The sequence below is a fragment of the Streptomyces sp. NPDC088706 genome, assembly GCF_044752765.1.
Taxonomy (GTDB): domain Bacteria; phylum Actinomycetota; class Actinomycetes; order Streptomycetales; family Streptomycetaceae; genus Streptomyces.
Window position 1 is genome coordinate 524,119 of the sequence record NZ_JBIVLW010000002.1, and the last position, 23,285, is coordinate 547,403.

A 23,285-nucleotide genomic window follows, 5' to 3' on the forward strand; every position below is an offset into this window, starting at 1 on the left:
GGTTCAGCTTCTTGTAGTCGCGTGTTGGCAGTACCTGTCCAGTGGTGCCTTCGCCTCCTGATAGACCTTGGCCAGCGGCCGGCAGACCCGGCAGGTGCCGGAGAGCTGGCAGCCGGTGCAGCCACCGGTGCGAAGCATCAGGGAGTCAGCGATGCCGCCGAGGCGGCTCAGGCCCTCGACTCCCGTGGTCATGAGGGGGATCGCCTCGTCACGGCCGACCTTGCAGATGGTCGCCATGCCGTGCGGGTCGACGTGGAAGAAGGTGTGGCCGGCGTTGCAGCCGTTGAAGGGTTCGCGGTCTGCGAGGTGGTCCGGGGCCTGGGTGGCGAGGGTTTCCGCGCCACCGTAGATGGTCGGCGACATGTGGGTGTACTCGCGGTACGGCAGGTCGTAGCGGCCGGCGAAGGCGCGCATCTGGTCGGCCTCGTGGGCGTTGTGCCGCGTGATGATCAAGGCGAGATCGAGGGGTAGCCCAGCTTCGTGGGCTGCATCCAGTCCTTTGAGGAACATGCGGTACGCGCCCCGGCGCCGGGTCAGCCCGTCGTAGGACTCTGCGGTGGCCCCGTACAGGCTGAGTGTGATGCGGTTCGGCCTCAAGCGAGTCAGCAGGGCGAGGTTCTTCGGTGCGGCAAGACGCGAGCCATTGGTGAGGATCTCGACCATCATGCCCAGCTCGTACGCCAGCCGGTACGTCTCGGGGAACAGCTTGTCGATCATCGGCTCACCGCCTGTGAGCTGGAGCCAAAGCACCCCCGAGTCCCTGACGGCGTACAGCAGGCGCTCACGCTCAGGCCACTCCAGGCCGGCGAATTGCTTCAGGCCGAGGTAGCAGTGTTCGCAGTCGTAGTTGCAGCCGAGATTCAGCTCGTACGAGGCGCGCCCGTATGCATACGGAGAGCGGGATCGAACCAGCACAGTTTCATCGAGGCGTCGGTCGCTGAGATCGATCTTCCAAGCCTGACGGGCCACGTCGGCCAGCCACGCGGGCACTGCTGAGGTACCCGATGCGGAGTGCAGTTCGTCGTACCGGGAGGCGGGAAGGCGTGCTGCCTTCGGGTTGCCCGGCCGTACGAGGAGGTGGTGGTCGAGGTACGGGGCAGCGATCAGCTCGTGCATACGGACTCCTCGCTCGGGCTGCTGAGGACCAGGCGGGCCCAGACGGTCTTGCCGATCGGGTGGCGGTCGTGGTGGCCGGTTCCTTCAGAGAGCGCTGCGACGAGAAGCAGGCCCCGGCCGCCTTCGTCGTCCTCCCCGGCCTGGATGGGGCGGGGAGGGGTGCGGCCGGCATCGGAGACTTCGACCAGGCAGTGTGGGCCGTCAACCGTCAGTCGAACTTCGAAGAGGTGCCCTCGTCTGCCGCCGTGTTCGACGGCAGTGGCGGAGAGCTCTCCGCAGACGAGGACCACCCGGTCAATGCACTCCTGGCCATATCCCCAGCTGGCGAGCGTCTTGGAGACGAGGGCGCGGGCCAGAGGCACGCACTTGCGTACCGGGCTGAACTGCATCTGCCACCGCAGCGGGGTGGTCTGTCGGTCGTACGTCGTCATCGCGTGCATCGCGTCCCCTCGTCGCGGGCGGGCTGTGGGACACAAGTTCACTGCCGCGACGATCACAGAGTCAGGTCACCGTGGTTACCCAACGTGGGTAATCTCTTTGGCAGTCGGTCCCACGGGCAGCCCGTCCGGACGGGCGAGTGAGGGGGACGAATGGCACGCTCGCAGGATCACCGGGCTCTGCCGGCCGAACTGCTGGCCAGTGCGGAATGGCAGGAAGCCTGTCGCGGCAGGGACTTCGCCCGCATCTTCCGGCTGGTCAAGGTCAAGGCCGGGATCTACCCGTCGCGGGTCGCCGCACTGTGCGACATGACGCCGAGCAGAGTCGGCGAGATCATGGCGGGGCGTCGCGGATTGGCACACATCGACGTGATCGAACGCGTCGCCGACGGCCTTCGCATCCCCGGGGCGATGCTCGGCCTGGCCCACCGCCCTTGGGAGATCCCTGCTTCCTCCACCACCGAGGTGAGACCGCCCGAGCTACTTCCTGCCGCGCCGCGCGAGCCTCAGCGCACCGAAGCGGCAGAGGAATTGGATGACCTTCTTGCCTTGGTCGACGGCCGTGCAACCCGCTCCACCCTCACGGCCCTGCGCTCCTCGGTCCAGGACTACTGGCGGCGCGACAACGCACACGGCGGCGCGACCCTGCGGCCTGCCGTCGTGGGGCATCTGCGATATGTCGGCCGGCTACTCGATACCGCCGAGGCTGGCTTACGGCACGACCTCCAAGGGGTCGCGGCGGAGCTGGCACGGCTTTCCGGCTGGGCCTACTTCGACGCCCGTCAGTACAGCACCGCTCGCACTTACTTCACCCAAGCGCTCAAGCTTTCCCACACGCAGGGCAACAGCCTCTTCATGGCCAATGTGCTGTCCTGCATGAGCCTTCTGGCCACCTACGACGGCAACCCGAGCGATGCCGTGGCCCTTGCATGCCGTGCCCAGGACGCCGCCCGCGCCGCCGGGGAACAGCCGCTCGTCATGTCGATGCTGCACTTGCGTGAAGCGTTCGCCCACGCTGCCCTTCGAGATGCTCAGGCTTGCCACCAGGCCGTTGATCGCTCCCGTGCGCAGTACGAACGCTCACGGGGACATGAGGCCGAGGCGCCTGACTGGGTCCAGTACTTCGACGAGACGAAACTCCTCGTGGACACAGGCATCGCCTACGCGCGCCTCGGCGAACCAGCCCGCGCCGAACCCCTCATCGCCGAGGGCTTGCGTCGAGAAAATACCGACCAGCAGCGAGGCCGGGCCTTCCACTCCTACTGGCTGGCCAGCGCCCAGCTCCAGCTGGGCAAACTCGACGAGGCATGCACCAGCGCCGGCCTCGCCCTCGACCTCGCCGCAGCCATTGACTCGCCACGAGTGAGCGGCCACGTCCAAGAGCTTCACCGCCGAATGCTGCCCTACGCACGCGAAGCCCCCGTCCTCGCCTTCGAGCAACGCATGCGCGAGGCCCTCGGCTGACCCCTCACGAGCCGCCGGTTGCCTCGTCCAGCAGCAGATACAGCAGACCGACCAGGCTGCCGCTGCTGACGATCTCGCGACGGTCGATCATGCCCCTGATATCCGAGATCGGAACCCACTCGATTCGGTTTGACTCGTTCAATTCGGTCGGCGGGCCCGCGTACGAGGCGGGCTCGGCACGAAAGACGAAGTGCTCGGAATCCGTGATGCCGTTCGCTGGTTGCGCGTACACGAGCGGCTTGACGCCCTTCACCCGCCAGCCGGTCTCCTCCTCGGCCTCGCGGGCAGCAGCCTGTTCCGGGGTCTCGTCGGCCTCGATGAGGCCCATCGGAAGCTCCCAGCCCCAGGTGTCGGTGATGAACCGGTGCCGCCACATCATCAGCACGCGCTTCTGGTCGTCGACCACGGCCGCTACGGCCAGGTGCCGCATCCGGACCACATGGTGTTCCCACCGCCGACCGTCAGGCTGCTGAACGTCGACGAGCCAGAGGTTCACCCATGGGTTGTTGTAGATCTGCCGCTCGCCATGGACGGTCCACTGCATGAGCCCAACTCCCTTGTTTCAGTGAAGTATCCAGCATGTCACTTTGACGAGAATCCGACCGCCAGGTTGGGGCATCATCGCCCACGCCGACGAGAGGGAGGAACTTTGAAGTCGGCAGGCACGACCCCCGGCGTGCTCGGTTCTACAGCCATTGTGCTGCTTGCCTTCGCGGCTGCGAGTCGCCGGCTTGACGCGTTGTCGAGCCGCCAGATCAGCACCTGGGCAGGGTGGTCGGGGGTGTCGAGTTCACGTCCTTCAGCGGCTGCGGTGAGAACAGAGGACGGCGAGTAGCTGCCAGCCTCTGCACGGCGCAGGGCAGTGGTCAGAGCAGGCCACGCGGGGTCGGCCAGGATTCGGTCGGCTTGGGCGGGGAGAGTGGCCCGCAGGATGCCTTCGTAGCGCGCGACAGCTTCGAGGGGCGGGGTACGACGGATCAGTTCCGACAGGATGGGTGCAGTCTGTGCCTCGTAGGTGGTGCGGAGGAGGGCGTAAGCCTGCTGGGCGGCGGCTGCCTGCTGGTGGTGATCGCGCTGCTCGTGCCAGTGGGCGGCGGCGAGGGCCAGGTGGACGGTGGCGGCGAGTACGGCGATGACGAGGTCGCCCGCGCTGTTGATTCCATAGAGAAGTTCCTGTCCTGCCTTGCGCAGGGCGTGGCCCGCTCGGTGGTCGGCGCGGATCATGGACCGGTTGGCGCGATTGAATGCGCTGGCCGCAGCCTGTATCTCAGCTCGCAGAGGACGGGGTGCGTGCAGGGAGGCGGTGTGGAGGAAGTCGCCGAATGCCGCAATTTCGCCCTGAGCCCGGTGCACGTCACCGTTCGGGTCCGTGAGGGCAGCGTGTGCAGTGCGCAGAGAGCGTTCGGCCTGGCGCCACGGATGGGCCGGTGGCGCGGTCAACGGGGCGTTTGGCTGCAGGGTGAAGCGTTCGCGCAAACGGTGGATCGACAGGTCGGGTGAGAGTTTGGAGCCGCCGAATTTAACCGGCTCACCGGCAGCAGTGTCACCGGAGGTTGAAAGGCTGTACCCAATGACGTCACCGGTTTCGGGACCGATGCGGGTGTGGACCGTGATACCCAGATCGGTCAAAATCGAGAAGTAGTCCTCCTCGTTGCGTGACGCCGCAGCGGCGGTGTGGGCTTGTTTGCGCAGCCAGGCGCGAGTGGTCACAGCACGGCCCTGGCGCTCCGCCTTGGCGCGCTCGGCACCAGTCGGAGTCTTGGGCCCGGTGGCGTCTCCTTTCTTGAGTTGCCGGAGCCCCAATTCCTTCTCGATCTTTCGGCATTCGGCTTGTGCCCTCTGCCCGCCCCGGTGGGTTCGAGGTATGCGGCCGTCAGCGCGGACGGTGGTGGCCATGATGTGGATGTGGTCGTCAGCGTGGCGTACCGCAATCCATCGGCAGGCCCTCTCGTCGCCGTTGGGGGCGATGCCGGTGGCGTGCACGACGCGGCGGGCGACCTCGGCCCATTCGGTGTCGGTGAGGTAGCGGTCGCCGGGCGCGGTGCGAACCGGGCAGTGCCAGACGTGCTTCGCTGGCTTCGTCCCACCCAGCTCGCGGGTGCGTAGGTCGACGTAGTGGTCGAGTCGCTTGGCGAGCTGGGAGTAGGTGGCTGCCGGGTTGCGGCCGGGGTCTGGAGCGCCGTTCATGTCCCAGGCGGCGACGATGTGGGGGTTGGTGTGCTCGTCGCGGCGGCCGGGGCCGAAGAGGTAGGCGATCAGTCCGCGGCTGTCGGAACCGGTGGAGACGTCAGGAACCATGAGCCGTGCCGTTCGCGAGGAGCTGGTCGATGAGGTGGAAGCTGTTTCGTGCTGCTTGCTCGACGCTGTCGAGAACCGCCTCGGCGCGCTCGGGCACGGTTCCTCGATTGATGGCTGCGGTGATCTGGTTGGGGTTGCCGCCGATGCGGTTCAGCGCGATCGTGTGCGCCTCGACGGCCTCGATCAGCGGGCGCAGAGGATCGTCCTCCGGGCTGCCGACCAGTCCGGCCTTGCCCTGGGCCACGGCCAGGGCGGCGTCCCCGACGAATCCGGCGAACCTCTGACCGCGCTGGCGAGCGGCGGCGCTGATCACCTGGACCGCAGTGCGCGTGAACCGGATGGTCTTCTCCTGGTCGCGCTTCTCCACGGTGCGCTTGCGGTTCATTTGCGCGGGCAGGGCGGGGGCGTCGAGATCCCGCCAGGAAGGCTGCTCGACAAGTGGTGGGGCATCAGCTGGCGTACGGCGAGGAGCGGAGTCGGCTGCGGGCTGGCAAAAGTCCCCGGCCACTCCCTCTTCCGGCTCGGCGCCCCTGGCGCTCGGCCTTGTCCCCCGCCACCCCTGGGGCGGGGGCAAGCGCGAACGAAGCCTCGTTAGAGGCTCGTTCGCTCCAGCTTGCTGCTGGTCGTCGGGTGAGCCTGAACAGCTTCCTGCGGCGGCGGGAGGTGGTGTCGTCGTCGTTCAATTCGGGCATGGTGGTGCTCCGTCAGTCGTGGGGGGTGGGGCTTCGTCGCATCCGTCGCATCCGTCGCGTGGCTGGTCAGCACAGGTACGGAGAGGACCGCAGGTACGGAGTGATCCGTAACGCCGAGGAGATCCGTCCCCGCGCTGACCCGCACGGGGACGGATGCGACGGATTGATGCGGACCTGGTGTCAGCGAGCGACCCGGGGGCTTGCGGGCCCGCTGGGCGGGCGGGCGGGAAGCGTCCCGGACGGAGGGGAGGGCGGCCTGCCCTGGGCCGGACGTGCCGTGATCTCGGCGGTGGGTACCGATGCGGCGGGGGCAGGGCAGTAGCGGGCCCAGGCGTCCACGAACTGGTTACGGGCGTACGCCTTGGCCTGCCTGCCGTTCTCGAACCGTTGGTTGGCCGGGCTGATGCCGAAGTCGCGCAGCAGATTCGCCAGGTGGTAGGCGTTGAGCCCCTTCGTGCCGTACTCGGCCCACGGTGCCTCGGCGTCCTGGATGAGCACGGCGAGCAGGTCCTGGCTGCGCAGCGCCTCCCTGCCGTTCTCTTGGTCGAAGACGCGGCGGATGTCGCGCAGCAGCCGGGTCTTCAGCGTCGTCTGCTCGTCCTGGACCACCTCGTTGCGCGTCATTGCCAGACAGGCGGCACGTGCTCGCGCGGGCCAGTGCCCACCGGCGAGATCGGCGACGATCACGAGCGGCTCCCATGTGTCGGCGGCGCGGTCCTCGACGGGCATCTTCGGCACCGCGCCTGCGACGGTTCCGCGCAGCGGGACCAGCCAGTTGGCCAGCCGGTCGCGCAGCGCGTGCAGTTCCGGCACGGAGTATCGGGAACGGAACGGGGTGATCCGCTCGCCCGGCTTCCGCTTCTGCATCCGGATGACGATCGCGCGGTCCATGATCGTGTCCGGCAGGTCACCGATGCCGGCCAGTGCCGCCATCGCGAAGGTGGGGAAGGCGGTCGGCTTGTGCTCCGGCCCGGAGATCCGCCAGGCGGGCCGGTTGCGCTGGTGCCCGGCGTTCAGCAGGCCGCGCAGGTCCTCCTTGTCGCCTGCCTTGGGGCCGAAGATGGTGTCGGCCTCATCCACCAGCAGAGTCGGCGGGTTCTTGCCGATGACGCGGAAGACAACGGCCGGGGAGGTGTTCACCGTCATCATCGGCTGGTGGACGGTCTCGTAGAGAACGTCCAGGAGACGGGACTTGCCGCACCCCTTGGTCGGCCCGACGACCGCCAGCCGTGGCGCGTGCTGGAGGCCGGGCTGGATGTGGGAAGCCGCGACCCAGAGTGTGACGGCGGTCAGGGCCTCGTCACTCGGCAGAACGACGTACTGCCCAATCGCCGTACGGAGGTCGTCCAGCGGCACGGTGCCTTCGCCTGCTGCCCCGCCGCTGTCTTGGATTTCTGGTCCGCCTGGAGCAGGATCGCCTGCGCTGTCCGACGCAGTCGTCGGGTCACTGACCTTGACAGGTCGCGAATCGCGCGTGCTCCGGTGCGGAGCATCGGTGGCCGGGCCTCCGAGGGAGGGGCCTGCTTCCCGGTCACGAGGCAGGCCCCGGCCCGGGACTGCGATGGGCGGCCAGACAACACGGGATGTGTTCGAGACGGCGGGGGACGTAGGGTCCTTCATAGACGTTCCTCTCGGGTGAGGGGCGAGACGGGCAAGGTCTCGCCCCCACCGGTTCGTTCGTTCAGGGATGGGCGATGTGCAGGGGAATCTCCGGCCCTCGGCGTTGACGCGCCGGGGGCCGTTCCTGCGTCCGGGCAGGGCGGCGGCTCATGAGGCCAGGCCCCACTCGTTTTCGCCGTCGATCAGCGCGCGCTCGTAGCGCAGGAGTTCGACCTCGGGGTAAAGCACCCGCTTGCCGACCTTGATGCCGCGCGGCCCCTTCTTGAGCTGCCGCCAGTAGCGGACGGTGCTCTCGGCGGTGCGGTAGCGCTCAGCGACCTCGGCGGTGGTCAGGTATCGCATGCGTTCCCATTCGGCTAGATGTTGATTCGATCTGCATAATCAGTACCTCACGATCGGCGGTTAGCCAAACCGGGAAGCCCATGTTTCTATTTGGATAGCGACGGTCGCGATGGAGGTTCGATGGCAAGCGAGAAGGCCGGGGGCGGCGAGGTGCCGCTGCTCTACAGCGAAGGCAACGTTGCTGGCCGCGTGGCCCTGGAGCGCGAGGTCAGAGGGTGGAGCACGACGGAGTTGGCAGAGCGCGTGACCAGAGCCGGCGTGAAGATGAACCAGACGGCTGTCTGGCGTATCGAGAACGGGTCGCCCCGCCGTCGGATCAACCTCGATGAGGCGCTCGCCTTCTCCCGGGTCTTCGAGCTCCCCCTCGAAGAGCTGATGTCCCCGCCCCTCGAAGGGCTCGACATCGACAGCCGACGGCTCGTCCAGGAAGCCGTCGAAGCGTTCTACGAAACCCGCGACGCCCGCGACCGCCTGCACCGCGCCGTGGTCGCCGTCGCCGGCCACATCAAGGCCCACCCGGACAGCTCGCGGGCGATCCACGAGCAATGCCTCCGCCTCATGGGGGACGAGCGAGACGCCCGCGTCCTCAGCGGAGACATCGAGGACGGGGGCCACTACTGACAACCAGCACAGAGAAGAAGCCACTTGGCGAACGTACAGAAGCGCCCCAACGGCAAATGGCGCGCCCGATACCGCGACCTCGACGGCAAGGAGCACGCCCGCCACTTCGACCGGAAGCTCGACGCCCAGCGCTGGCTCGACGAGGTCACGGCCAGCGTGGTCACCGGTCAGTACGTCGACCCGCGCGCCGGTCGCATCACCTTCGCGAAGTACGCCGAGAGGTGGCAGGGCTCGCTCATCGCCAGCGAGGCGGGTGAGCGCATCACGGACAACGCGCTGCGGCTCCACCTCGTACCGGCGTTGAGTGTGCGCTCACTGGCGGCGATACGCCGTAATGACATACAGGTGCTCTTCAAGCACCTGTCCGATCAGCTCGCCCCCGGCAGTGTGCGAAACGTCTATGACATCCTCGTGCGTCTCATGACGGCGGCCGTGGACGACAAGGTCATCGCCTCCAGTCCGTGCCGCCGGATCACCCTTCCGGTCATGCCGGACGAGGAGGTCACCCCGCCTACCGTCGCGCAGGTCGAGGCGATGGCGCGTGCGATGCCGCCTTACATCCGCGCGGCCGTCGTCGTGCTCGCCGGGTCAGGCTTGCGGATAGGTGAGTTGCTGGGCTTGAAGGTGGCGGACGTCGACCTCAAGGCCGGCAGCATCCGCGTGGAGCGACAGCGGCTCCAGTCGGGAAAGGTCGGTCAGCCGAAGACCGCCAAATCCCGGCGTACGGTCCCCGTCGGGGAGGTCGTCACCGACGCGCTCCTCGGACACCTCGCCGCGCGCCCTCCACGGAGTGGCTGTTCACGATGGAGGAAGGGGAGCCGCTCAACTACCGCCGCTGGAAGACCGAGTGGAACTGCGCCCGTAGGGCGCTCCAGGCGGAGGAGAGCGAGGAGGCCAAGAACGAGGGCCGCAAGCCCGTCGAGCTGCCGCACATGGTGACCCACGACTTGCGGCACTTCTACGCCTCCGCGCTCATCGCGGGCGGCGCGAGCGTCAAGCAGGTCCAGATGGTCCTCGGCCACGCGTCCGCCGTCATCACGCTGCGGATCTACGCGCACCTGTGGCCCGGCGAAGAAGACCGCACCCGGGCCGTCATGGACGCCGTGCTCGGCGGCCTGCGGACCGGGTGCGGACCGGTAGGGAGCCTGACCGGCGAAACCACAGGTCAGACGGCCTAGTCAGAGATCAAGCCTTCTTGGTCTCCCAGAAGATCTTGTCGACCTCGGCGATCAGGTCCAGGGCCTTCTGGCCCGTCGCCGGGTCGTTCGAGCCCTTGGCCGCGGAGAGCGCCTTCAGGGTGTCGTTGATCAGCTGGTGCAGCTCCGGGTACTTCTCGAAGTGCGGGGGCTTGAAGTAGTCGCTCCAGAGCACCGACACGTGGTGCTTCGCGAGCTCGGCGCGCTGTTCCTTGATCAGGACCGCGCGGGTGCGGAAGTCCGCGTCCTCGTTGGCCTGGTACTTCTCCTGGACGGCCTTGACCGACTCGGCCTCGATGCGGGCCTGGGCCGGGTCGTAGACGCCGCAGGGCAGGTCGCAGTGGGCGCTGACCTTCACCTTGGGGGCAAACAGGCGGGAAAGCATGGAGCTGTCCTCCTCGTGATCGTCTTCTCAGGTGGGACATTACTCCGTGGAGCGCCGCTTTCCGCGGCTGCCCCTGGGGCTTAGGTCAAAAGTCCGGGGTGGGATGCGGGCCGTCGGCCGAATGTACGGAGCGGAACGCGGTACGCGGGACGGTGTGCCGGAGGAGGACCGGGAGGTGGCCGAGGTGCCGGAGCGGGGACGGGTGTCCGGAGGCGGGCGGGCCGGGCGCGGGCCGTTGCGGGTGGTGGAGGTGACGGGACCTTCGATGGTGCCCACGCTCTACCACGGGGACCTGCTGCTGGTGCGGTACGGGGCGCCCGTCCGTCCCGGGGACGTGGTGATCCTGCGCCACCCCTTCCAGCAGGACCTGCTGGTGGTGAAGCGGGCGGTCGAACGGCGGCCGGGCGGCTGGTGGGTGCGGGGGGACAACACGTTCGCCGGCGGGGACAGCACGGACTACGGGGTGGTCCCCGAGGAGCTCGTGCTCGCCCGGGTGCGGGCCCGCTACCGGCCCCCGGCCAGGGGTCAGCTGTCGGTGGCCGAGGTGCTCGGCTGGGCGGTCTCGGCGGTGCGGCCGGTCCGGTCCGACTCCGCGCGCTTGCGGGCTCGGTAGGCGGCCACGTTGGCCCGGGTCGCGCAGCGGTCCGAGCAGTAGCGCCGGGAGCGGTTGGTCGAGGTGTCCAGGTAGGCGTTGCGGCACGGGGCCGCCTCGCACAGGCCCAGCCGGTCCACGCCGTGCGAGGTCAGGTGGAAGGCGAGGCCCATCGCCGCGATGGCCGCGTATCCGGCGGTCGCGTTCGACGGGTGGTCGGCCAGGTGCATGTGCCAGTCCGGCCTGCCGTCCTCGTCCCGGGTGTCATGGCCGGAGATCTGCGGGCTCACCGGGAACTCCAGCAGCAGCGAGTTGAGCAGGTCGACCGCGAGCGTCTCGTCGCCGCTGTCGGCCGCCTCGAAGACCGCCCGCAGCCGGCCCCGTACGGAGCGGAAACGGGTCACGTCCGCGTCCGTCGTCCGCCGCGCGGCCTGCTGGTTGGCGCCGAAGAGCTCCCGTACCGCCTCGACCGAGGTGAGGGCGTCCTTGTTGCGGGCCGGCTCCTCGGTGTTGACCAGGCGCACGGCGTAGTCCGAGTAATAGGCCAGTTCCACTTGTAGTCCTTACCAGGTCGGTCTAGGGTTCGGGGTGTCGGTCAGTGTAATAGGTGGCCGAGGTCCATGAGGCTTACTTGGAGGTTGGCGTGACGGAGACGGGGACGAGCACCGACTGGCAGTCCTGGCAGGAGAGCTGGGACCGGCAGCAGGAGTGGTACATGCCCGACCGCGAGGAGCGGTTCCGGGTGATGCTGGACATGGTCGAGGCGGTCGTCGGCCCCGCGCCCCGGGTGCTCGACCTCGCGTGCGGTACGGGAAGTATTACGGACCGGCTCCTGAAGCGGTTCCCGGACGCCACGAGCACCGGCGTCGACCTCGACCCCGCGCTGCTGGCCATAGCCCGGGGCACCTTCGAGGGCGACGACCGGGTCACCTTCCACGCCGCCGACCTCAAGGACCCCGGCTGGACCACGCGGCTGCCCCACTCCTCGTACGACGCCGTCCTCACCGCCACCGCCCTGCACTGGCTGCACAGCGAGCCGCTCACCACCCTGTACGGGCAGCTCGGCGGCCTCGTCCGGGACGGCGGCCTCTTCATGAACGCCGACCGCACCATCGACCCGGACACCCCCCGGATCAACGCCGCCGAACGCGCCCACCGGCACGCCGCCATGGACCGCGCCAAGGCCGCCGGCGCCCTGGACTGGGCCGAGTGGTGGGCCGTCGCCGCCGAGGACCCCGTACTCGCCGGACCCACCGCCGAACGCTTCGCCATCTACGGCGAGCACGCGGACGGCGACATGCCCTCCGCCGCCTGGCACGCCCGCACCCTGCTCGCCGCCGGCTTCGGTGAGGCCCGCGCGGTCTGGGCCTCGCCCTCGGACACGCTGGTGCTCGCCGTGAAGTGAGGCAAGGGGACGGCAAGCCGCAGCGCCCCGGGCCGACGAGGCCCGGGGCGCTGCGGTCGTACGTGCGGACCGTGCGGCTACAGCACCTTCGACAGGAACGACTTCGTCCGGTCGTGCTGCGGGTTGCCCAGCACGTCACGCGGGTGGCCGGACTCGACCACCACGCCGTCGTCCATGAAGACCAGCGCGTCACCGACCTCGCGGGCGAAGCCCATCTCGTGGGTGACGACGATCATCGTCATGCCGTCCTCGGCCAGACCGCGCATGACGTCCAGGACATCGCCGACCAGCTCCGGGTCGAGCGCGGAGGTCGGCTCGTCGAAGAGCATCAGCTTCGGCTCCATCGCCAGCGCGCGGGCGATGGCGACGCGCTGCTGCTGCCCGCCGGAGAGCTGGGAGGGGTAGTTCTTCGCCTTGTCGGCGAGACCCACCCGGTCCAGCAGCTTCTCGGCGCGGGCCCGGGCCACGGCCCTGGACTCGCCCTTGACCTGGACGGGAGCCTCCATGACGTTCTCGAGGGCCGTCATGTGCGGGAACAGGTTGAAGCGCTGGAAGACCATGCCGATGTCCCGGCGCTGCAGGGCGACCTCGCTGTCCTTCAGCTCGTAGAGCTTGTCGCCCTTCTGCCGGTAGCCGACCAGCTCGCCGTCGACCGAGAGCCGGCCGGCGTTGATCTGCTCCAGGTGGTTGATGCACCGCAGGAACGTGGACTTGCCGGAACCGGACGGGCCGATCAGGCAGAACACCTCACGCGGGGCGACCTCCAGGTCGATGCCCTTGAGGATGTGGGCGGCGCCGAAGGACTTGTGGACGCCCTCGGCCTTCACCATGGGGGTGGTCATGCGGAGACACCTCCGGAGGGCCGGTTGCTGAACGAGGCGAGGTTCACCTTGATGCGCTGCAACGGCGTGAGCGGCAGCGAGCGCAGCGAGCCGCGGGCGTAGCGGCGCTCCAGGTAGTACTGGCCGACGCTGAACACGCTGGTCATCACGATGTACCAGATGGACGCGACGAACAGCATCTCCATCACCGCGTACGACGTGGAGCCGATCTGCGAGGTGGAGCGGAGCAGCTCGTTGTAGGTGACCGCGTAGACCAGCGAGGAGGTCTTCAGCATGTTGATGAACTCGTTGCCGGTCGGCGGGATGATCACCCGCAGCGCCTGCGGCAGGACCACGCGGCGCATGGTCTTCGCCTGCGTCATGCCGAGCGCGTGCGACGCCTCGGTCTGGCCCTCGTCGACCGACTGGATGCCGGCCCGGCAGATCTCCGCCATGTAGGCGGCCTCGTTCAGGGCGAGCCCCAGCAGGGCGCACATGAACGGGGTCATGACGTCCGTCATCTCGTCCTTGTAGATGAACGGGATGTTCAGGACCGGGAAGATCAGCGCCAGGTTGAACCAGAGCAGCAGCTGTACGTAGACCGGGGTGCCCCGGAAGAACCAGATGTACAGCCAGGCGACCCAGCTGGTGACCGGGTTCTTCGAGAGCCGCATCACGGCCAGGACGACGCCGAGGATCACGCCCAGCACCATGGCGAGGACGCTGATCAGCAGGGTGCGGCCCGCTCCGGCGACGACGTTCCTGTCGAACAGCTTGTCGCCCACGGCCTGCCACTGGATGTTGCCCTGCGAGAAGGCGTATCCGAGGGCGATGAGGAGGCCGATGACCACGATGCCGCTGATCCAGCGGCCGACGTGGCGGACCGGGATGGCCTTGATGTTCTCCGGGGCCGTGGTGGCGGTCTTGGAGACGGACACCTGGCCGGCCGGTGAGCCGGGGGGTGTCTTGTCGAACTTGTCAGTCATGGTGACTGCCCTTCGGTGAAGCGTCCGGTCACTTGCCGCCGTTGACGGCGGCCTTGTCGATCGCTCCCGTGCCGGCGCCCCACTTGTCGAGCACCTTCTGGTACGAACCGTCGGCGATGATCGCGTCGACGGCCTCCTTCAGGGCGTCCCGCAGCCCGGTGTTGCCCTTCTTGACGGCGATGCCGAACGGCCCCGCGTCGATCTGCTCGCCGACGACCTCGAAGGCCTTGCCGCCGTCGGCCTTGCGGGCCAGGTCGACCGCGACCGGGTAGTCGTTGACACCGGCGACCGCGCCGCCGGACTTGACCCGGGTCTGGGCCTCGGTGTCGTTCTCGAACGACTCGATCTTGACCGCCTTCTTGCCGCCGTCCGTACACGCCTTGGACTGCTTCTCGAGGGCTTCCTCGTACGTGGTGCCGCGCTGGACGGCAGCGGCCTTCCCGCACAGGTCCTCGATGGACTTGATGTTCTGCGGGTTGCCCTTCTTCGTGTACACGGCGGTGCCGGCGAGGAAGTAGTCGACGAAGTCGACGCCCGCGCCCAGCTTCTTGCCGGAGTCGTCCAGGCCCTCCTGGCGCTGCTTGTTGTCCGTGATGGACGACATGGCGATGTCGTGGCGGCCGGAGTTCAGGGCGGTGATCAGCCCGTCGAAGGAGCCGGAGGTGAACTCGAACTTCACCCCCAGCTGCTTGCCGAGGGCCTCGGCGATGTCAGGGTCGACGCCCACGATCTTGCCGTTCTCCACGGACTCCATCGGGGCGTACTCGGCGTTCGTGCCGACCTTGATGACACCCGACTTCCGGTACTTCTCCGGCAGCTTGGCGAAGAGCGGGGCGCCGGCCTTGGTGGCCGTGCCGTCGCCGCCCTCCGAGGAGGCGCTCTCGGTCTGGTCGCCACAGGCGGTGAGCAGCAGGGTGCCGGCGACCGCGATGGCGCCGACCGCCGCAATCCGGGACTTCGCGGTCTTGCGACGCATGTTGCTTGCGGTCATGTCGGGATCCTCCGGCAGATGAGGGTGAGGTGCTTTCGGGGCGGCTTGGCACGCACCTTCGAGTGTCGCCACCTTGTGTGATGACGGCATCCTGCCATTCGGACCGGCCCATTCAGGGGCCCAGCCATGTCAAAATCGGATAACGGGCGACCCGCGAACTCACGTGGCCGGTACCTCGGGACCGGACCATCTGTCGTGAAGCCTCCCCACCGCCGGAGAATCTTCGGTGTGTCTCTCCTGCTGGGCGGCATTTATGCCGGTTTGCCGACTTGTCCAGATATTCGACTATGAGTCACGTCACCGCATCGGAATGGACTCGTGCGGGAGCGGGTTGGTCCGGTAAGAAAGACGTTTACACCCCTCATCCGGGGCTCAGGGCGCGTGTGCGGCGCGCCCGCGCGTATGTACCTCACCCTGCCGGGGCGGGCCAACCGCTCGGCGCAGGGCTCGTACGCGGTGCCCGCCCACCCCTCCTCAACCAGGAGTGGCCACCCTCAAACGATGAAGACTTAAGGGGTCAACACCATGGCAGCGGAGATCGTCAATCCTCGCAGCGACAGCACGACCGACAGCGGCATCGAGCGCACGAGCGCAGCGGACACCGGGGCCGACGAGCCCTTCGATCCGGCCTTCGCCCTCCACCGGGGAGGAAAGATGGCCGTGCAGTCCACCGTCCCGATCCGGGACAAGGACGACCTTTCCCTGGCGTACACGCCCGGCGTGGCGAAAGTGTGCAGCGCCATCGCCGAGAACCCCGAGCTCGTCCACGACTACACCTGGAAGTCCCAGGTCGTGGCCGTCGTGACGGACGGCACCGCCGTGCTCGGTCTCGGTGACATCGGGCCCGAGGCGTCCCTCCCCGTGATGGAGGGCAAGGCCATCCTCTTCAAGCAGTTCGGCGGCGTCGACGCGGTGCCGATCGCCCTTGCGACCACCGACGCCGACGAGATCGTCGACACCGTCGTCCGGCTCGCCCCCTCCTTCGGCGGGGTCAACCTGGAGGACATCTCGGCGCCCCGGTGCTTCGAGATCGAGCGCAAGCTCCAGGAGCGGCTGGACATCCCGGTCTTCCACGACGACCAGCACGGCACCGCCGTCGTCACCCTCGCCGCCCTGCGCAACGCCGCCAAGCTCTCCGGGCGGACGCTCGGCGACCTGCGCGGCGTGATCTCCGGCGCGGGCGCGGCGGGCGTGGCGATCGCCAAGTTCCTGCTGGAGGCCGGCATCGGCGATGTCGCCGTGGCCGACCGCAAGGGCATCGTGAGCCGGGACCGGGACGACCTGACCGACGTCAAGCGCGAGCTGGCCGAGCTCACCAACCGGGCCGGGATCTCCGGTTCGCTGGAGAAGGCGCTCGCCGGTGCCGACGTCTTCATCGGTGTTTCCGGCGGTACGGTGCCGGAGGCGGCGGTGGCGTCGATGGCGCCCGGTGCGTACGTCTTCGCCATGGCCAACCCGAATCCGGAGGTCCACCCCGAGGTCGCGCACAAGTACGCGGCCGTGGTGGCGACCGGGCGGTCCGACTTCCCGAACCAGATCAACAACGTGCTGGCGTTCCCGGGGATCTTCGCGGGGGCGCTCCAGGTGCGGGCCTCCCGGATCACCGAGGGCATGAAGATCGCCGCGGCGAACGCGTTGGCCGACGTGGTCGGCGATGAGCTGGCGGCGGACTACGTCATTCCCTCGCCGTTCGACGAGCGGGTGGCTCCGGCGGTGACGGCGGCGGTCGCCGCGGCCGCGCGGGCGGAGGGTGTGGCTCGGCGCTGAGGCCGGGCTGAGCGGTTGGAGGTGGGCGGGGTCCGGTCGGTACGGGCCCCGCCCCTTCCCATCCCCTCCGGCGTGTGACCGGGCCACTTGGTGTGCGTCACACGCGCAGGCGGTTACGCCGCCGGGGCCGCCCCGCCTATCGTCTAGCCATGTTCGCCGCCTACGCAGCCCGCATCGATCCCGACCAGCCCCTCAACGGCCTTGAGCTGGGCGAACGCCCGGCCCCGCAGGCGCGTGCCGGATGGAGCACCATCACCGTCCGGGCCGCCTCCCTCAACCACCACGACCTCTGGTCGCTGCGGGGCGTGGGCCTCGCGGAGGACCGGCTTCCGATGATCCTCGGCTGTGACGCCGCCGGCATCGACGAGGACGGCAACGAGGTCGTCCTGCACTCCGTGATCGGCCAGTCCGGGCACGGCGTCGGGCCGAAGGAGCCGCGCTCCATCCTCACCGAGCGCTACCCGGGCACCTTCGCCGAGCAGGTCGCCGTCCCCACCTGGAACGTGCTGCCCAAGCCGAAGGAGCTCTCCTTCGAGGAGGCCGCCTGCCTGCCGACCGCCTGGCTGACCGCGTACCGGATGCTCTTCACCAATGCCGGCGTGCGGCCGGGTGACTCGGTGCTCGTCCAGGGCGCGGGCGGCGGGGTCGCCACCGCCGCGATCGTGCTCGGGAAGGCCGCCGGACTCCGGATCTTCGCCACCAGCCGCGACGAGGCCCGGCGCAAGCGGGCGGTGGAGCTCGGTGCGCTGGAGGCGTACGAGCCCGGGGCGCGGCTGCCGCAGCGGGTGGACGCCGTCATCGAGACCGTCGGGGCCGCCACCTGGTCCCACTCGGTGAAGTCGCTGCGCCCCGGCGGCACCCTCGTCATCTCGGGCGCCACCAGCGGGGACCGGCCCTCGCACGCCGAGCTGACCCGCATCTTCTTCCTGGAGCTGAAGGTCGTCGGCTCCACCATGGGCTCCAAGGACGAGCTGGAGGACCTGCTCGCGTTCTGCGCCACGACCGGGGTGCGTCCGGTCATCGACGAGGTACTGCCGATGGACCGGGCCCGTGAGGCATTCCAGCGGCTGGCCGACGGCGAGCAGTTCGGGAAGATCGTGCTCCGGCCGACCGCGTAGGGCCGGGGGCCGAACGCCGGGACCCGGCAGAATTCACCGGTGACCCATACTTGAACAAGTGTCAGCTCTGCTGATGGGATGCGCCCCATGCGAATGGGCAGAGCACTCATGGCAGTTGTCGTCGCGTCCGTGCTGGCGGCGGGGGTCCTCGTCCCCGCTGCCTCGGCGCACCCCGCATCCACCCCGGCCCCCGCCCCGGCGTCGTACGAACGCTCCATCCCGCCCCTGACCGACGACCGGGGCCGCACCCTCACCCTGCGCGGCTGGAACGTCGAGGACAAGGCGAACCGGGGCGAGGCCGCACTCAGCGCCATCACCGAACGCCACTTCCGCGACCTGCGGGCGAACGGCTTCAACTTCGCCCGGCTGCTGGTCTTCTGGGACGACCTGGAGCCCCGGCGCGGCCAGTACAGCGAGCGCTACCTCCGGCGGATCGAACGCGTCCTGGACTGGGCGAGCAAGCACCGCGTCCACGTCCTCATCGACGCCCACCAGGACGTCTTCGGGCCCGTGTTCGGCCACCGGGGCATCCCCGCCTGGGCCACCAGGACCGACGGGCTGCCGTTCACGCCGAACCCGGACGACTGGTTCTCCGAGTACTTCCAGCCCGCCGTCCAGCGGGCCTTCACCCACCTCTACGAGGACCCCGACCTGCGACGCGCCCAGGCCGCCATGTGGCAGGTCCTCGCGGCACGCGTCGGCCGCCACCCGGCCGTCATCGGCTACGACCTGATCAACGAGCCGATGGGGGAGCTGCGCGAGGGCGAGGACCTGCCCACCGCCGCCCGCCGGATCGAGGCCCAGCACCTCACCCCGATGTACAACCGCCTCGCCCGGGCCATCCGCGCCGAGGACCGGGACACCTGGCTCTTCGTCGAACCGACCCCGATCGTCGGCGAGGGCGTGCCCACCGGCCTCGGCCGGATCGAGGACAGCCGGACGGTGTACGCCCCGCACTTCTACAACACCGCCATGGAGGCGGGCGCGGACTACGACCCCGGGGCCGACTGGATCGAGGCGTACGAGGCCGCCGTCACCGCCTACCCGGCCCGCCACCGGATGCCCGTGGTCGTCGGTGAGTGGGGGCCGCTCAACAACTCCCTCCCCAGCATGGGCCGCTTCTACCGCGAGGCCGTCGCCTCCCTGAACCGCTACAGCTCCGGCTGGGCCGGGTACGTCTGGTGCTACGGCGGCGGCTACTGCGCGGTGGACGAGCGGGGCCGCTTCCGTACGAACAAGGAGCGGACGGCGACCCCGTACGCTCCCGCCGTGGCGGGCACCGTCCGCTCCGACACCTACGACGCGGAGAGCCGCTCCTACCGCATCGCCTACCGGGCCGCCGCTCGCCCCGGTGTCACCGAGCTGTCCCTGCCGCCTTCCGCCCGTGGCTGGCGGGTCTCCGTCACCGGCCGGGCCGCCCGCGTCCTCGGCAAGGCGCCGTACGGGGGCCGCCTGACCGTGCTTGCGTGGCCGGGGACGGAAGTGGTGGTGACGGTGCGGGAAGCTGGTCCGCATGGCCGAACTGACCACCCCTGAAGGGTTCCTGCTGCGCCCCTGGCTCCCCGCCGACGCCTCCGCCGTGCTCCACGCCTTCGCCCCCGCCGGTGTCAACTTTGATTGACGTGACGGTGGTGTCAATGTAGGTTGACGTCATGACCGAAGCAACGGATCTGGCCGCACGCGCCGGTGACCGCGACCCGTGCGTCGGGCTGCGGGCGGTGGCCGCGCTGCGGCGGCTGCTGGAGCAGCTCGAAGCCGTACAGGTACGCAGTGCCCGCGTCCAGGGATGGTCGTGGCAGGAGATCGCCGCCGAGCTGGGTGTCAGCCGGCAGGCCGTGCACAAGAAGTACGGGAGGCGCTGATGTTCGAACGGTTCACCCAAGGAGCCCGCGCGACCGTAAAGGGAGCCGTGGCGCAGGCGGAGCGCGTCGGGGCCGGATCGGTCACCGAGGAACACCTGCTGCTCGCCCTGCTGGATCAGGAAGGGAGCCGGGCCTCCTTCGCCCTCGCCGCCCTCGGGCTCAGCGGGCGCCGCGCCTCCCTCGACGCCTCGTTCGCGGAGGCCCGTCGCCGGGGCGGGCTGACGAAGGCCGACACCGAGGCCCTCGCGGGGATCGGGATCGACGTCGGCGCCATCGTGGACCGGGTCGAAGGGGCCCACGGCGAGGGCGCTCTCGACGCCGGCCGGGGCAGCCGCCGGTGGTGGTCGGGGCACCGCCCCTTCACGCCGGGAGCGAAGAGCATCCTGGAGAAGTCGCTGCGGGTCGCCCTGGGGCGCGGCGACCGCTTCATCGGCGAGGAACACCTGCTCCTGGCGCTCACGGCGACCCCCGGGACCGTCGCCGACGTCCTCGCCGAGCACGGGGCGACGTACGCGACCGCGCACCGCGCACTGTACGGGCCCGAGGCCGACGGGCAAGGGCACGCCAAGGCGGGGTGAGGTGAGGATACGGAGACGGGGCGGGTGCCCTGTGTGTGGCACCCGCCCCGTCTCCGGCCTCAGCTCTTCTCGTCGCCCGTCGCGCCCACTGGGTTCTCCGCGCCCTCCGGCGTCAGCAGCGCCTCGATCCGCGCCGCCGCCGCGCCCAGGTGGCCGCGGGCCTCGGCCAGCTGGTCTCCCGTCACCCCGTGGTCGCGGGCCGTGTCTCGGACGGTGTCGCGGAACCGGTCCAGCAGGCGGTCCAGGTCGCGCGCCGGATCGTCGGTGACCGGGACGTCCGTGCCCCAGTCGGAGGCGGCGTCGGGGCCCGGAGCGGTCTCGGTGGCCGAGGGGCCCTCCGTGGTCTCGGCGTCGAACGGGCCCGGCTTGCCGAACGAGGTCCAGCCGCCCGAGCGGGCGAAGCCGCCGAGCTGTCCGGTGATCTCGGCCAGCCCCTCCCGTACGCCGGAGGGCCAGTCGCCCCGCGCGAAGTGCTCCTGCACCTGGCGGGCGGCGTCCCGCATCTGCTCGCGCGCCCTGTCCTGGGCCTCCTTGGCCTGGCGGCGGGCCTGCTGGGCCTCCTCGCGGGCGCGCCGGGACTCGTCCTTCGCCCGGCGCGCCTGCTCCTTCCACTCCTGCTTGGCCCGGCTCAGCTCCTCCTTGGCCGTGCGCCACGCGTCGCTGTCGCCGAAGTCGCCCAGGGTGCCGAAGTCGCCGAAGTCCCCGAAGGGGGACGACCGCTTGTCCTTCGTGCCGCCGGTCCCCGCGCCCTGCCGGGACTCGGAGGCGGCGGCCCGCATGTCGCTGCGGAGCCGGCCCGCGGCCCCGCGCACGTCGTCGCGTATCTCGGCGGCCAGTTCGGAGAGGGAGTCGCGGATCTCCAGCTCCAGATCGGCCAGTTCGCCGCCGCGGCCCGCGAGTTCCTCGCGTCCGGCACCGGTGATCGAGTAGACCTTGCGGCCGCCCTCGGTGGCGTGGGTGACCAGGCCCTCGGCCTCCAGCTTGGCCAGCCGGGGGTAGACGGTGCCCGCGGACGGGGCGTACAGGCCCTGGAAGCGCTCCTCCAGCAGGCGGATCACCTCGTAACCGTGGCGCGGCGCCTCGTCCAGGAGCTTGAGCAGATACAGCCGCAGACGGCCGTGGGCGAAAACGGGGGGCATGTCAGAGAACCTTTCCGGCCGGTTCGGCACCGTACACGTCGTCCTTGGCGGGGGGCCTGCGCAGCAGGGCGATCGAGCCGGAGAGGGTCGTCGCCCTCAGGGTCCCCGTTCCGGCGCCGAGGGTGCCGGAGATCTTCTTCGCTCCCCACTGCCCGCCGACCCGCAGATCCTCGAAGGCGTTGGAGACGGTCCCGCTCGCGGTGTTCGCCTCGACCCTGGCGTCCGCCGGGTGCGGCAGCCGGATCGCGATCTCGCCGGAGACCGTGGTCAGCCGGATGTCGGTGGGCTTCCCGGAGGGGTCGAGGTCCAGCACCATGTCCCCGCTGACCGACTCGGCCCGGACCGAGGCCCCCGCCCCGTCGACCACCGTCAGATCACCGGCCACGGAGTGGAAGCGCAGGTCCCCGGTGACCCGCTGGGCCTCCAGGCTGCCCGAGACGGACTCCCCGCGCACCGCGCCGGTCAGCCCGACGAGGGTGATGTCGCCGGCGATGCCGCGTACGTCGGTGCGGCCGGCGATCCCGGAGACCACGGCCCCGGCGCCGACCACGCCGACCTCCACCGAGGCGGCGGCGGGCACGGCCAGTGTGACCACCGCCCTGCGGCGGCGCCCGGCGGGGTCGAGCCGGCGCAGGAGGTCCTGCCAGGGGAGGTCCTCGTACGCCACGGTCAGGCGGCCGTCCTCGTGGGTGACGAGGAGTGGCGGCCCCTCGATGGCGGAGACCTCCAGCCGGGCGCCCGGCTCGTCGGTCCCGACCACGTTGACCGTGCCGCCCACGATGCGTACGTGGAGCGCGGTCACCGGGTCGTCGAAGGTGAGCTTCTGCGGCTCGGCGACGGTCCGCTTCGGCACAGTCATGGACAGGACCTCCCGGAGAGGGGTTCCGACGCAACATATCGCGTCTCGTAGGAACACGATATATCGCGGATGGGGGAAGTCAAGCCGCATGTGTGCGTGCCACCGACCGGCAAAGGGCACCAGAGTCGGGCAAATTGCCCTAGCGTGTGGCGTATGAACGCGACATCCACGGGGGCGCTCCTGCTGTGCCGCGCCGAGCCCGAGACCGTACGGCCGCTCGCCCACCTGCTGCGCGAGCAGATGCTGCTGACGCGGGCCGGCGAGGAGTGGAGCGTCCTCGTACCGGAGGGGAAGCCCTGGCGGGACGCCGGCGGCGGTGACGCCGAACCGGTCGACCGGGTCATCGGCGGCTGGGCCACCGCCCTGGCCGTCGGCTCCACCTGGCCGGTGCTCGCCCTGTGGTGGGACGGGGACCGGGCCGGATACACCCTGGCCGCCGGATTCCGCCGCACCGTCGGCTACGTCTGGCTGGCGGACGGCACCCCGGTGGGCGAGGACGAGGCCATGCGCACCTTCGCGGCCCGGCTGGGCCTCGACCCCGTACTGGACCTCCAGGCGCTGGAGGAGCTGACCCGGCCCGACCCGGAGGCGGACGCCGAGGCCCGGCTGCGCGGCCTGCTGGCGGTCCTGACCCGTACCGGACTCACCCTGCCGCCGGGGCTCGGCCCGGGCGGGAGCGCCGACCGGCTGCGCAGCGTCGCCGGGGTGCAGCGCGGGGCGGAGCGCATCGCGTGGGCGGGGTGGCGCGACGCCGTACGGGTCGAGCTCGACGCGGTCGAGAGCAGCGGCCTCGGTCCCTGGGTGCGCGGCCCCCGGGCCCGTGCCGTGGCGGCTCTCCAACTCGCCGCCGGACTCCCGCTCCTGCTGTGGGGCGCGCGCCGCCGCAGCGGAGGCTGGGCGGCCGCCGGGGCGGTGCTCCTGGCGCAGGGCGCACTGGGGCTCGCGTACCACCGGGCCCGGGCGGGCGCGGAGGCCGGTCAGCCGCAGCGGCCCTGA

Annotated in this window: 23 protein-coding genes and 3 pseudogenes; 12 read left to right on the forward strand and 14 right to left on the reverse strand. The window is 69.9% G+C overall.

Annotated features, from left to right (window positions below; genetic code table 11):
- Nucleotides 1–3: 3 nt before the first annotated feature.
- Entirely contained in the window at nt 4–1,116 is a 1,113-nt protein-coding gene (locus ACIQAK_RS08005; RefSeq protein ID WP_366387429.1) for a radical SAM protein, read from the reverse strand.
- Nucleotides 1,104–1,556 (reverse strand): ATP-binding protein, encoded by a 453-nt coding sequence (locus tag ACIQAK_RS08010; protein WP_366387430.1) that lies wholly within the window; start codon nt 1,554–1,556, stop codon nt 1,104–1,106. Before ACIQAK_RS08010 ends, ACIQAK_RS08005 begins: the two co-directional genes overlap by 13 nt.
- A 150-nt stretch (nt 1,557–1,706) precedes the next feature.
- Here ACIQAK_RS08010 and ACIQAK_RS08015 point away from each other — a divergent pair, with 150 nt between their 5' ends.
- Nucleotides 1,707–3,017, forward strand: a complete 1,311-nt coding sequence (locus ACIQAK_RS08015) for a helix-turn-helix domain-containing protein (protein WP_366387431.1) — start codon at nt 1,707–1,709, stop codon at nt 3,015–3,017.
- Nucleotides 3,018–3,021: 4 nt separating this feature from the next.
- Here the strand turns inward: ACIQAK_RS08015 and ACIQAK_RS08020 are convergent, their stop codons facing one another.
- The 5 genes and pseudogenes from ACIQAK_RS08020 to ACIQAK_RS08040 form a co-directional block, all read right to left on the reverse strand.
- Complete coding sequence (locus tag ACIQAK_RS08020) at nt 3,022–3,561, reverse strand: NUDIX domain-containing protein (RefSeq protein ID WP_366387432.1); 540 nt, start codon at nt 3,559–3,561, stop codon at nt 3,022–3,024.
- Nucleotides 3,562–3,635: 74 nt separating this feature from the next.
- Complete coding sequence (locus ACIQAK_RS08025) at nt 3,636–5,315, reverse strand: relaxase/mobilization nuclease domain-containing protein (protein WP_366387433.1); 1,680 nt, start codon at nt 5,313–5,315, stop codon at nt 3,636–3,638.
- A pseudogene (locus tag ACIQAK_RS08030) lies at nt 5,305–5,872 on the reverse strand (hypothetical protein). Before ACIQAK_RS08030 ends, ACIQAK_RS08025 begins: the two are co-directional and overlap by 11 nt.
- A gap of 315 nt (nt 5,873–6,187) precedes the next feature.
- Nucleotides 6,188–7,627, reverse strand: a complete 1,440-nt coding sequence (locus tag ACIQAK_RS08035) for a DUF3631 domain-containing protein (RefSeq protein WP_366387434.1) — start codon at nt 7,625–7,627, stop codon at nt 6,188–6,190.
- A gap of 147 nt (nt 7,628–7,774) precedes the next feature.
- The gene (locus ACIQAK_RS08040; RefSeq protein ID WP_350984469.1) at nt 7,775–7,969 is read right to left on the reverse strand and encodes a helix-turn-helix domain-containing protein; all 195 of its coding nucleotides are present in this window, start codon (nt 7,967–7,969) and stop codon (nt 7,775–7,777) included.
- A gap of 120 nt (nt 7,970–8,089) precedes the next feature.
- Here ACIQAK_RS08040 and ACIQAK_RS08045 point away from each other — a divergent pair, with 120 nt between their 5' ends.
- Both ACIQAK_RS08045 and ACIQAK_RS08050 read left to right on the forward strand, forming a co-directional pair.
- Nucleotides 8,090–8,590: a helix-turn-helix transcriptional regulator gene (locus ACIQAK_RS08045; protein WP_365520288.1), complete on the forward strand. Its 501-nt coding sequence runs from the start codon at nt 8,090–8,092 to the stop codon at nt 8,588–8,590.
- Nucleotides 8,591–8,614: 24 nt separating this feature from the next.
- Nucleotides 8,615–9,768, forward strand: a pseudogene (locus tag ACIQAK_RS08050) (tyrosine-type recombinase/integrase).
- 7 nt (nt 9,769–9,775) lie between these two features.
- On the opposite strand, the gene sodN reads toward ACIQAK_RS08050, so the two are convergent.
- The gene (sodN, locus tag ACIQAK_RS08055; RefSeq protein WP_109163657.1) at nt 9,776–10,171 is read right to left on the reverse strand and encodes a superoxide dismutase, Ni; all 396 of its coding nucleotides are present in this window, start codon (nt 10,169–10,171) and stop codon (nt 9,776–9,778) included.
- A 121-nt stretch (nt 10,172–10,292) separates the two neighbouring features.
- On the opposite strand from sodN, the gene sodX reads away from it, so the two are divergent.
- On the forward strand, nt 10,293–10,784 hold the full coding sequence (gene sodX / locus ACIQAK_RS08060; protein WP_366387435.1) for a nickel-type superoxide dismutase maturation protease: 492 nt from the start codon (nt 10,293–10,295) through the stop codon (nt 10,782–10,784).
- On the opposite strand, the gene ACIQAK_RS08065 is transcribed toward sodX, so the two are convergent.
- On the reverse strand, nt 10,697–11,317 hold the full coding sequence (locus ACIQAK_RS08065) for a CGNR zinc finger domain-containing protein (protein ID WP_366387436.1): 621 nt from the start codon (nt 11,315–11,317) through the stop codon (nt 10,697–10,699). The genes sodX and ACIQAK_RS08065 overlap by 88 nt on opposite strands.
- A gap of 89 nt (nt 11,318–11,406) precedes the next feature.
- On the opposite strand from ACIQAK_RS08065, the gene ACIQAK_RS08070 reads away from it, so the two are divergent.
- Complete coding sequence (locus ACIQAK_RS08070; protein ID WP_366387437.1) at nt 11,407–12,168, forward strand: class I SAM-dependent methyltransferase; 762 nt, start codon at nt 11,407–11,409, stop codon at nt 12,166–12,168.
- Between the two features lie 77 nt (nt 12,169–12,245).
- Here the strand turns inward: ACIQAK_RS08070 and ACIQAK_RS08075 are convergent, their stop codons facing one another.
- From ACIQAK_RS08075 to ACIQAK_RS08085, 3 genes are read right to left on the reverse strand one after another with little or no spacing between them, the layout of a single operon-like run.
- Nucleotides 12,246–13,010, reverse strand: coding sequence for an amino acid ABC transporter ATP-binding protein (locus tag ACIQAK_RS08075; RefSeq protein WP_366387438.1), 765 nt, complete (start codon nt 13,008–13,010; stop codon nt 12,246–12,248).
- The gene (locus ACIQAK_RS08080) at nt 13,007–13,975 is read right to left on the reverse strand and encodes an amino acid ABC transporter permease (RefSeq protein WP_366387439.1); all 969 of its coding nucleotides are present in this window, start codon (nt 13,973–13,975) and stop codon (nt 13,007–13,009) included. Before ACIQAK_RS08080 ends, ACIQAK_RS08075 begins: the two co-directional genes overlap by 4 nt.
- A gap of 28 nt (nt 13,976–14,003) precedes the next feature.
- On the reverse strand, nt 14,004–14,966 hold the full coding sequence (locus tag ACIQAK_RS08085) for an ABC transporter substrate-binding protein (protein WP_366387440.1): 963 nt from the start codon (nt 14,964–14,966) through the stop codon (nt 14,004–14,006).
- A gap of 525 nt (nt 14,967–15,491) precedes the next feature.
- On the opposite strand from ACIQAK_RS08085, the gene ACIQAK_RS08090 reads away from it, so the two are divergent.
- The 6 genes and pseudogenes from ACIQAK_RS08090 to ACIQAK_RS08115 all read left to right on the forward strand — a co-directional run bounded on the left by ACIQAK_RS08090 (nt 15,492) and on the right by ACIQAK_RS08115 (nt 20,291).
- A complete protein-coding gene (locus ACIQAK_RS08090; protein WP_366387441.1) occupies nt 15,492–16,733 on the forward strand; it encodes an NADP-dependent malic enzyme in 1,242 nt (413 codons plus the stop codon).
- 149 nt (nt 16,734–16,882) lie between these two features.
- Nucleotides 16,883–17,851 carry a zinc-binding dehydrogenase gene (locus ACIQAK_RS08095; protein WP_366387442.1) on the forward strand — a complete coding sequence of 323 codons (969 nt, stop codon included), beginning with the start codon at nt 16,883–16,885 and terminating at the stop codon, nt 17,849–17,851.
- A 108-nt stretch (nt 17,852–17,959) separates the two neighbouring features.
- Nucleotides 17,960–19,387: a cellulase family glycosylhydrolase gene (locus tag ACIQAK_RS08100; RefSeq protein WP_366387443.1), complete on the forward strand. Its 1,428-nt coding sequence runs from the start codon at nt 17,960–17,962 to the stop codon at nt 19,385–19,387.
- Nucleotides 19,365–19,454: pseudogene (locus ACIQAK_RS08105) on the forward strand (GNAT family N-acetyltransferase); the annotation flags it as partial. The gene ACIQAK_RS08100 and the pseudogene ACIQAK_RS08105, both read left to right, overlap by 23 nt.
- Before the next feature lie 49 nt (nt 19,455–19,503).
- A complete protein-coding gene (locus ACIQAK_RS08110) occupies nt 19,504–19,713 on the forward strand; it encodes a sigma factor-like helix-turn-helix DNA-binding protein (protein ID WP_366387444.1) in 210 nt (69 codons plus the stop codon).
- Nucleotides 19,713–20,291 carry a Clp protease N-terminal domain-containing protein gene (locus ACIQAK_RS08115; protein WP_366387445.1) on the forward strand — a complete coding sequence of 193 codons (579 nt, stop codon included), beginning with the start codon at nt 19,713–19,715 and terminating at the stop codon, nt 20,289–20,291. Before ACIQAK_RS08110 ends, ACIQAK_RS08115 begins: the two co-directional genes overlap by 1 nt.
- A 59-nt stretch (nt 20,292–20,350) precedes the next feature.
- Here the strand turns inward: ACIQAK_RS08115 and ACIQAK_RS08120 are convergent, their stop codons facing one another.
- Both ACIQAK_RS08120 and ACIQAK_RS08125 read right to left on the reverse strand, forming a co-directional pair.
- Nucleotides 20,351–21,430, reverse strand: coding sequence for a helix-turn-helix transcriptional regulator (locus ACIQAK_RS08120; protein WP_366387446.1), 1,080 nt, complete (start codon nt 21,428–21,430; stop codon nt 20,351–20,353).
- A 1-nt stretch (nt 21,431) separates the two neighbouring features.
- Nucleotides 21,432–22,289, reverse strand: a complete 858-nt coding sequence (locus ACIQAK_RS08125; RefSeq protein WP_366387447.1) for a DUF4097 family beta strand repeat-containing protein — start codon at nt 22,287–22,289, stop codon at nt 21,432–21,434.
- 153 nt (nt 22,290–22,442) lie between these two features.
- On the opposite strand from ACIQAK_RS08125, the gene ACIQAK_RS08130 reads away from it, so the two are divergent.
- Nucleotides 22,443–23,285, forward strand: a complete 843-nt coding sequence (locus ACIQAK_RS08130; RefSeq protein WP_366387448.1) for a hypothetical protein — start codon at nt 22,443–22,445, stop codon at nt 23,283–23,285.

What these genes read in the sequence shown, in the direction of transcription:
- ACIQAK_RS08005 (WP_366387429.1), bottom strand. Translation starts at nt 1,116, where the DNA reads ATGCACGAGCTGATCGCTGCCCCGTACCTCGACCACCACCTCCTCGTA.
- ACIQAK_RS08010 (WP_366387430.1), bottom strand. Translation starts at nt 1,556, where the DNA reads ATGCACGCGATGACGACGTACGACCGACAGACCACCCCGCTGCGGTGG.
- ACIQAK_RS08015 (WP_366387431.1), top strand. Translation starts at nt 1,707, where the DNA reads ATGGCACGCTCGCAGGATCACCGGGCTCTGCCGGCCGAACTGCTGGCC.
- ACIQAK_RS08020 (WP_366387432.1), bottom strand. Translation starts at nt 3,561, where the DNA reads ATGCAGTGGACCGTCCATGGCGAGCGGCAGATCTACAACAACCCATGG.
- ACIQAK_RS08025 (WP_366387433.1), bottom strand. Translation starts at nt 5,315, where the DNA reads ATGGTTCCTGACGTCTCCACCGGTTCCGACAGCCGCGGACTGATCGCC.
- ACIQAK_RS08035 (WP_366387434.1), bottom strand. Translation starts at nt 7,627, where the DNA reads ATGAAGGACCCTACGTCCCCCGCCGTCTCGAACACATCCCGTGTTGTC.
- ACIQAK_RS08040 (WP_350984469.1), bottom strand. Translation starts at nt 7,969, where the DNA reads ATGCGATACCTGACCACCGCCGAGGTCGCTGAGCGCTACCGCACCGCC.
- ACIQAK_RS08045 (WP_365520288.1), top strand. Translation starts at nt 8,090, where the DNA reads ATGGCAAGCGAGAAGGCCGGGGGCGGCGAGGTGCCGCTGCTCTACAGC.
- sodN (WP_109163657.1), bottom strand. Translation starts at nt 10,171, where the DNA reads ATGCTTTCCCGCCTGTTTGCCCCCAAGGTGAAGGTCAGCGCCCACTGC.
- sodX (WP_366387435.1), top strand. Translation starts at nt 10,293, where the DNA reads ATGTACGGAGCGGAACGCGGTACGCGGGACGGTGTGCCGGAGGAGGAC.
- ACIQAK_RS08075 (WP_366387438.1), bottom strand. Translation starts at nt 13,010, where the DNA reads ATGACCACCCCCATGGTGAAGGCCGAGGGCGTCCACAAGTCCTTCGGC.
- ACIQAK_RS08080 (WP_366387439.1), bottom strand. Translation starts at nt 13,975, where the DNA reads ATGACTGACAAGTTCGACAAGACACCCCCCGGCTCACCGGCCGGCCAG.
- ACIQAK_RS08085 (WP_366387440.1), bottom strand. Translation starts at nt 14,966, where the DNA reads ATGACCGCAAGCAACATGCGTCGCAAGACCGCGAAGTCCCGGATTGCG.
- ACIQAK_RS08090 (WP_366387441.1), top strand. Translation starts at nt 15,492, where the DNA reads ATGGCAGCGGAGATCGTCAATCCTCGCAGCGACAGCACGACCGACAGC.
- ACIQAK_RS08095 (WP_366387442.1), top strand. Translation starts at nt 16,883, where the DNA reads ATGTTCGCCGCCTACGCAGCCCGCATCGATCCCGACCAGCCCCTCAAC.
- ACIQAK_RS08100 (WP_366387443.1), top strand. Translation starts at nt 17,960, where the DNA reads ATGGCAGTTGTCGTCGCGTCCGTGCTGGCGGCGGGGGTCCTCGTCCCC.
- ACIQAK_RS08110 (WP_366387444.1), top strand. Translation starts at nt 19,504, where the DNA reads ATGACCGAAGCAACGGATCTGGCCGCACGCGCCGGTGACCGCGACCCG.
- ACIQAK_RS08115 (WP_366387445.1), top strand. Translation starts at nt 19,713, where the DNA reads ATGTTCGAACGGTTCACCCAAGGAGCCCGCGCGACCGTAAAGGGAGCC.
- ACIQAK_RS08120 (WP_366387446.1), bottom strand. Translation starts at nt 21,430, where the DNA reads ATGCCCCCCGTTTTCGCCCACGGCCGTCTGCGGCTGTATCTGCTCAAG.
- ACIQAK_RS08125 (WP_366387447.1), bottom strand. Translation starts at nt 22,289, where the DNA reads ATGACTGTGCCGAAGCGGACCGTCGCCGAGCCGCAGAAGCTCACCTTC.
- ACIQAK_RS08130 (WP_366387448.1), top strand. Translation starts at nt 22,443, where the DNA reads ATGAACGCGACATCCACGGGGGCGCTCCTGCTGTGCCGCGCCGAGCCC.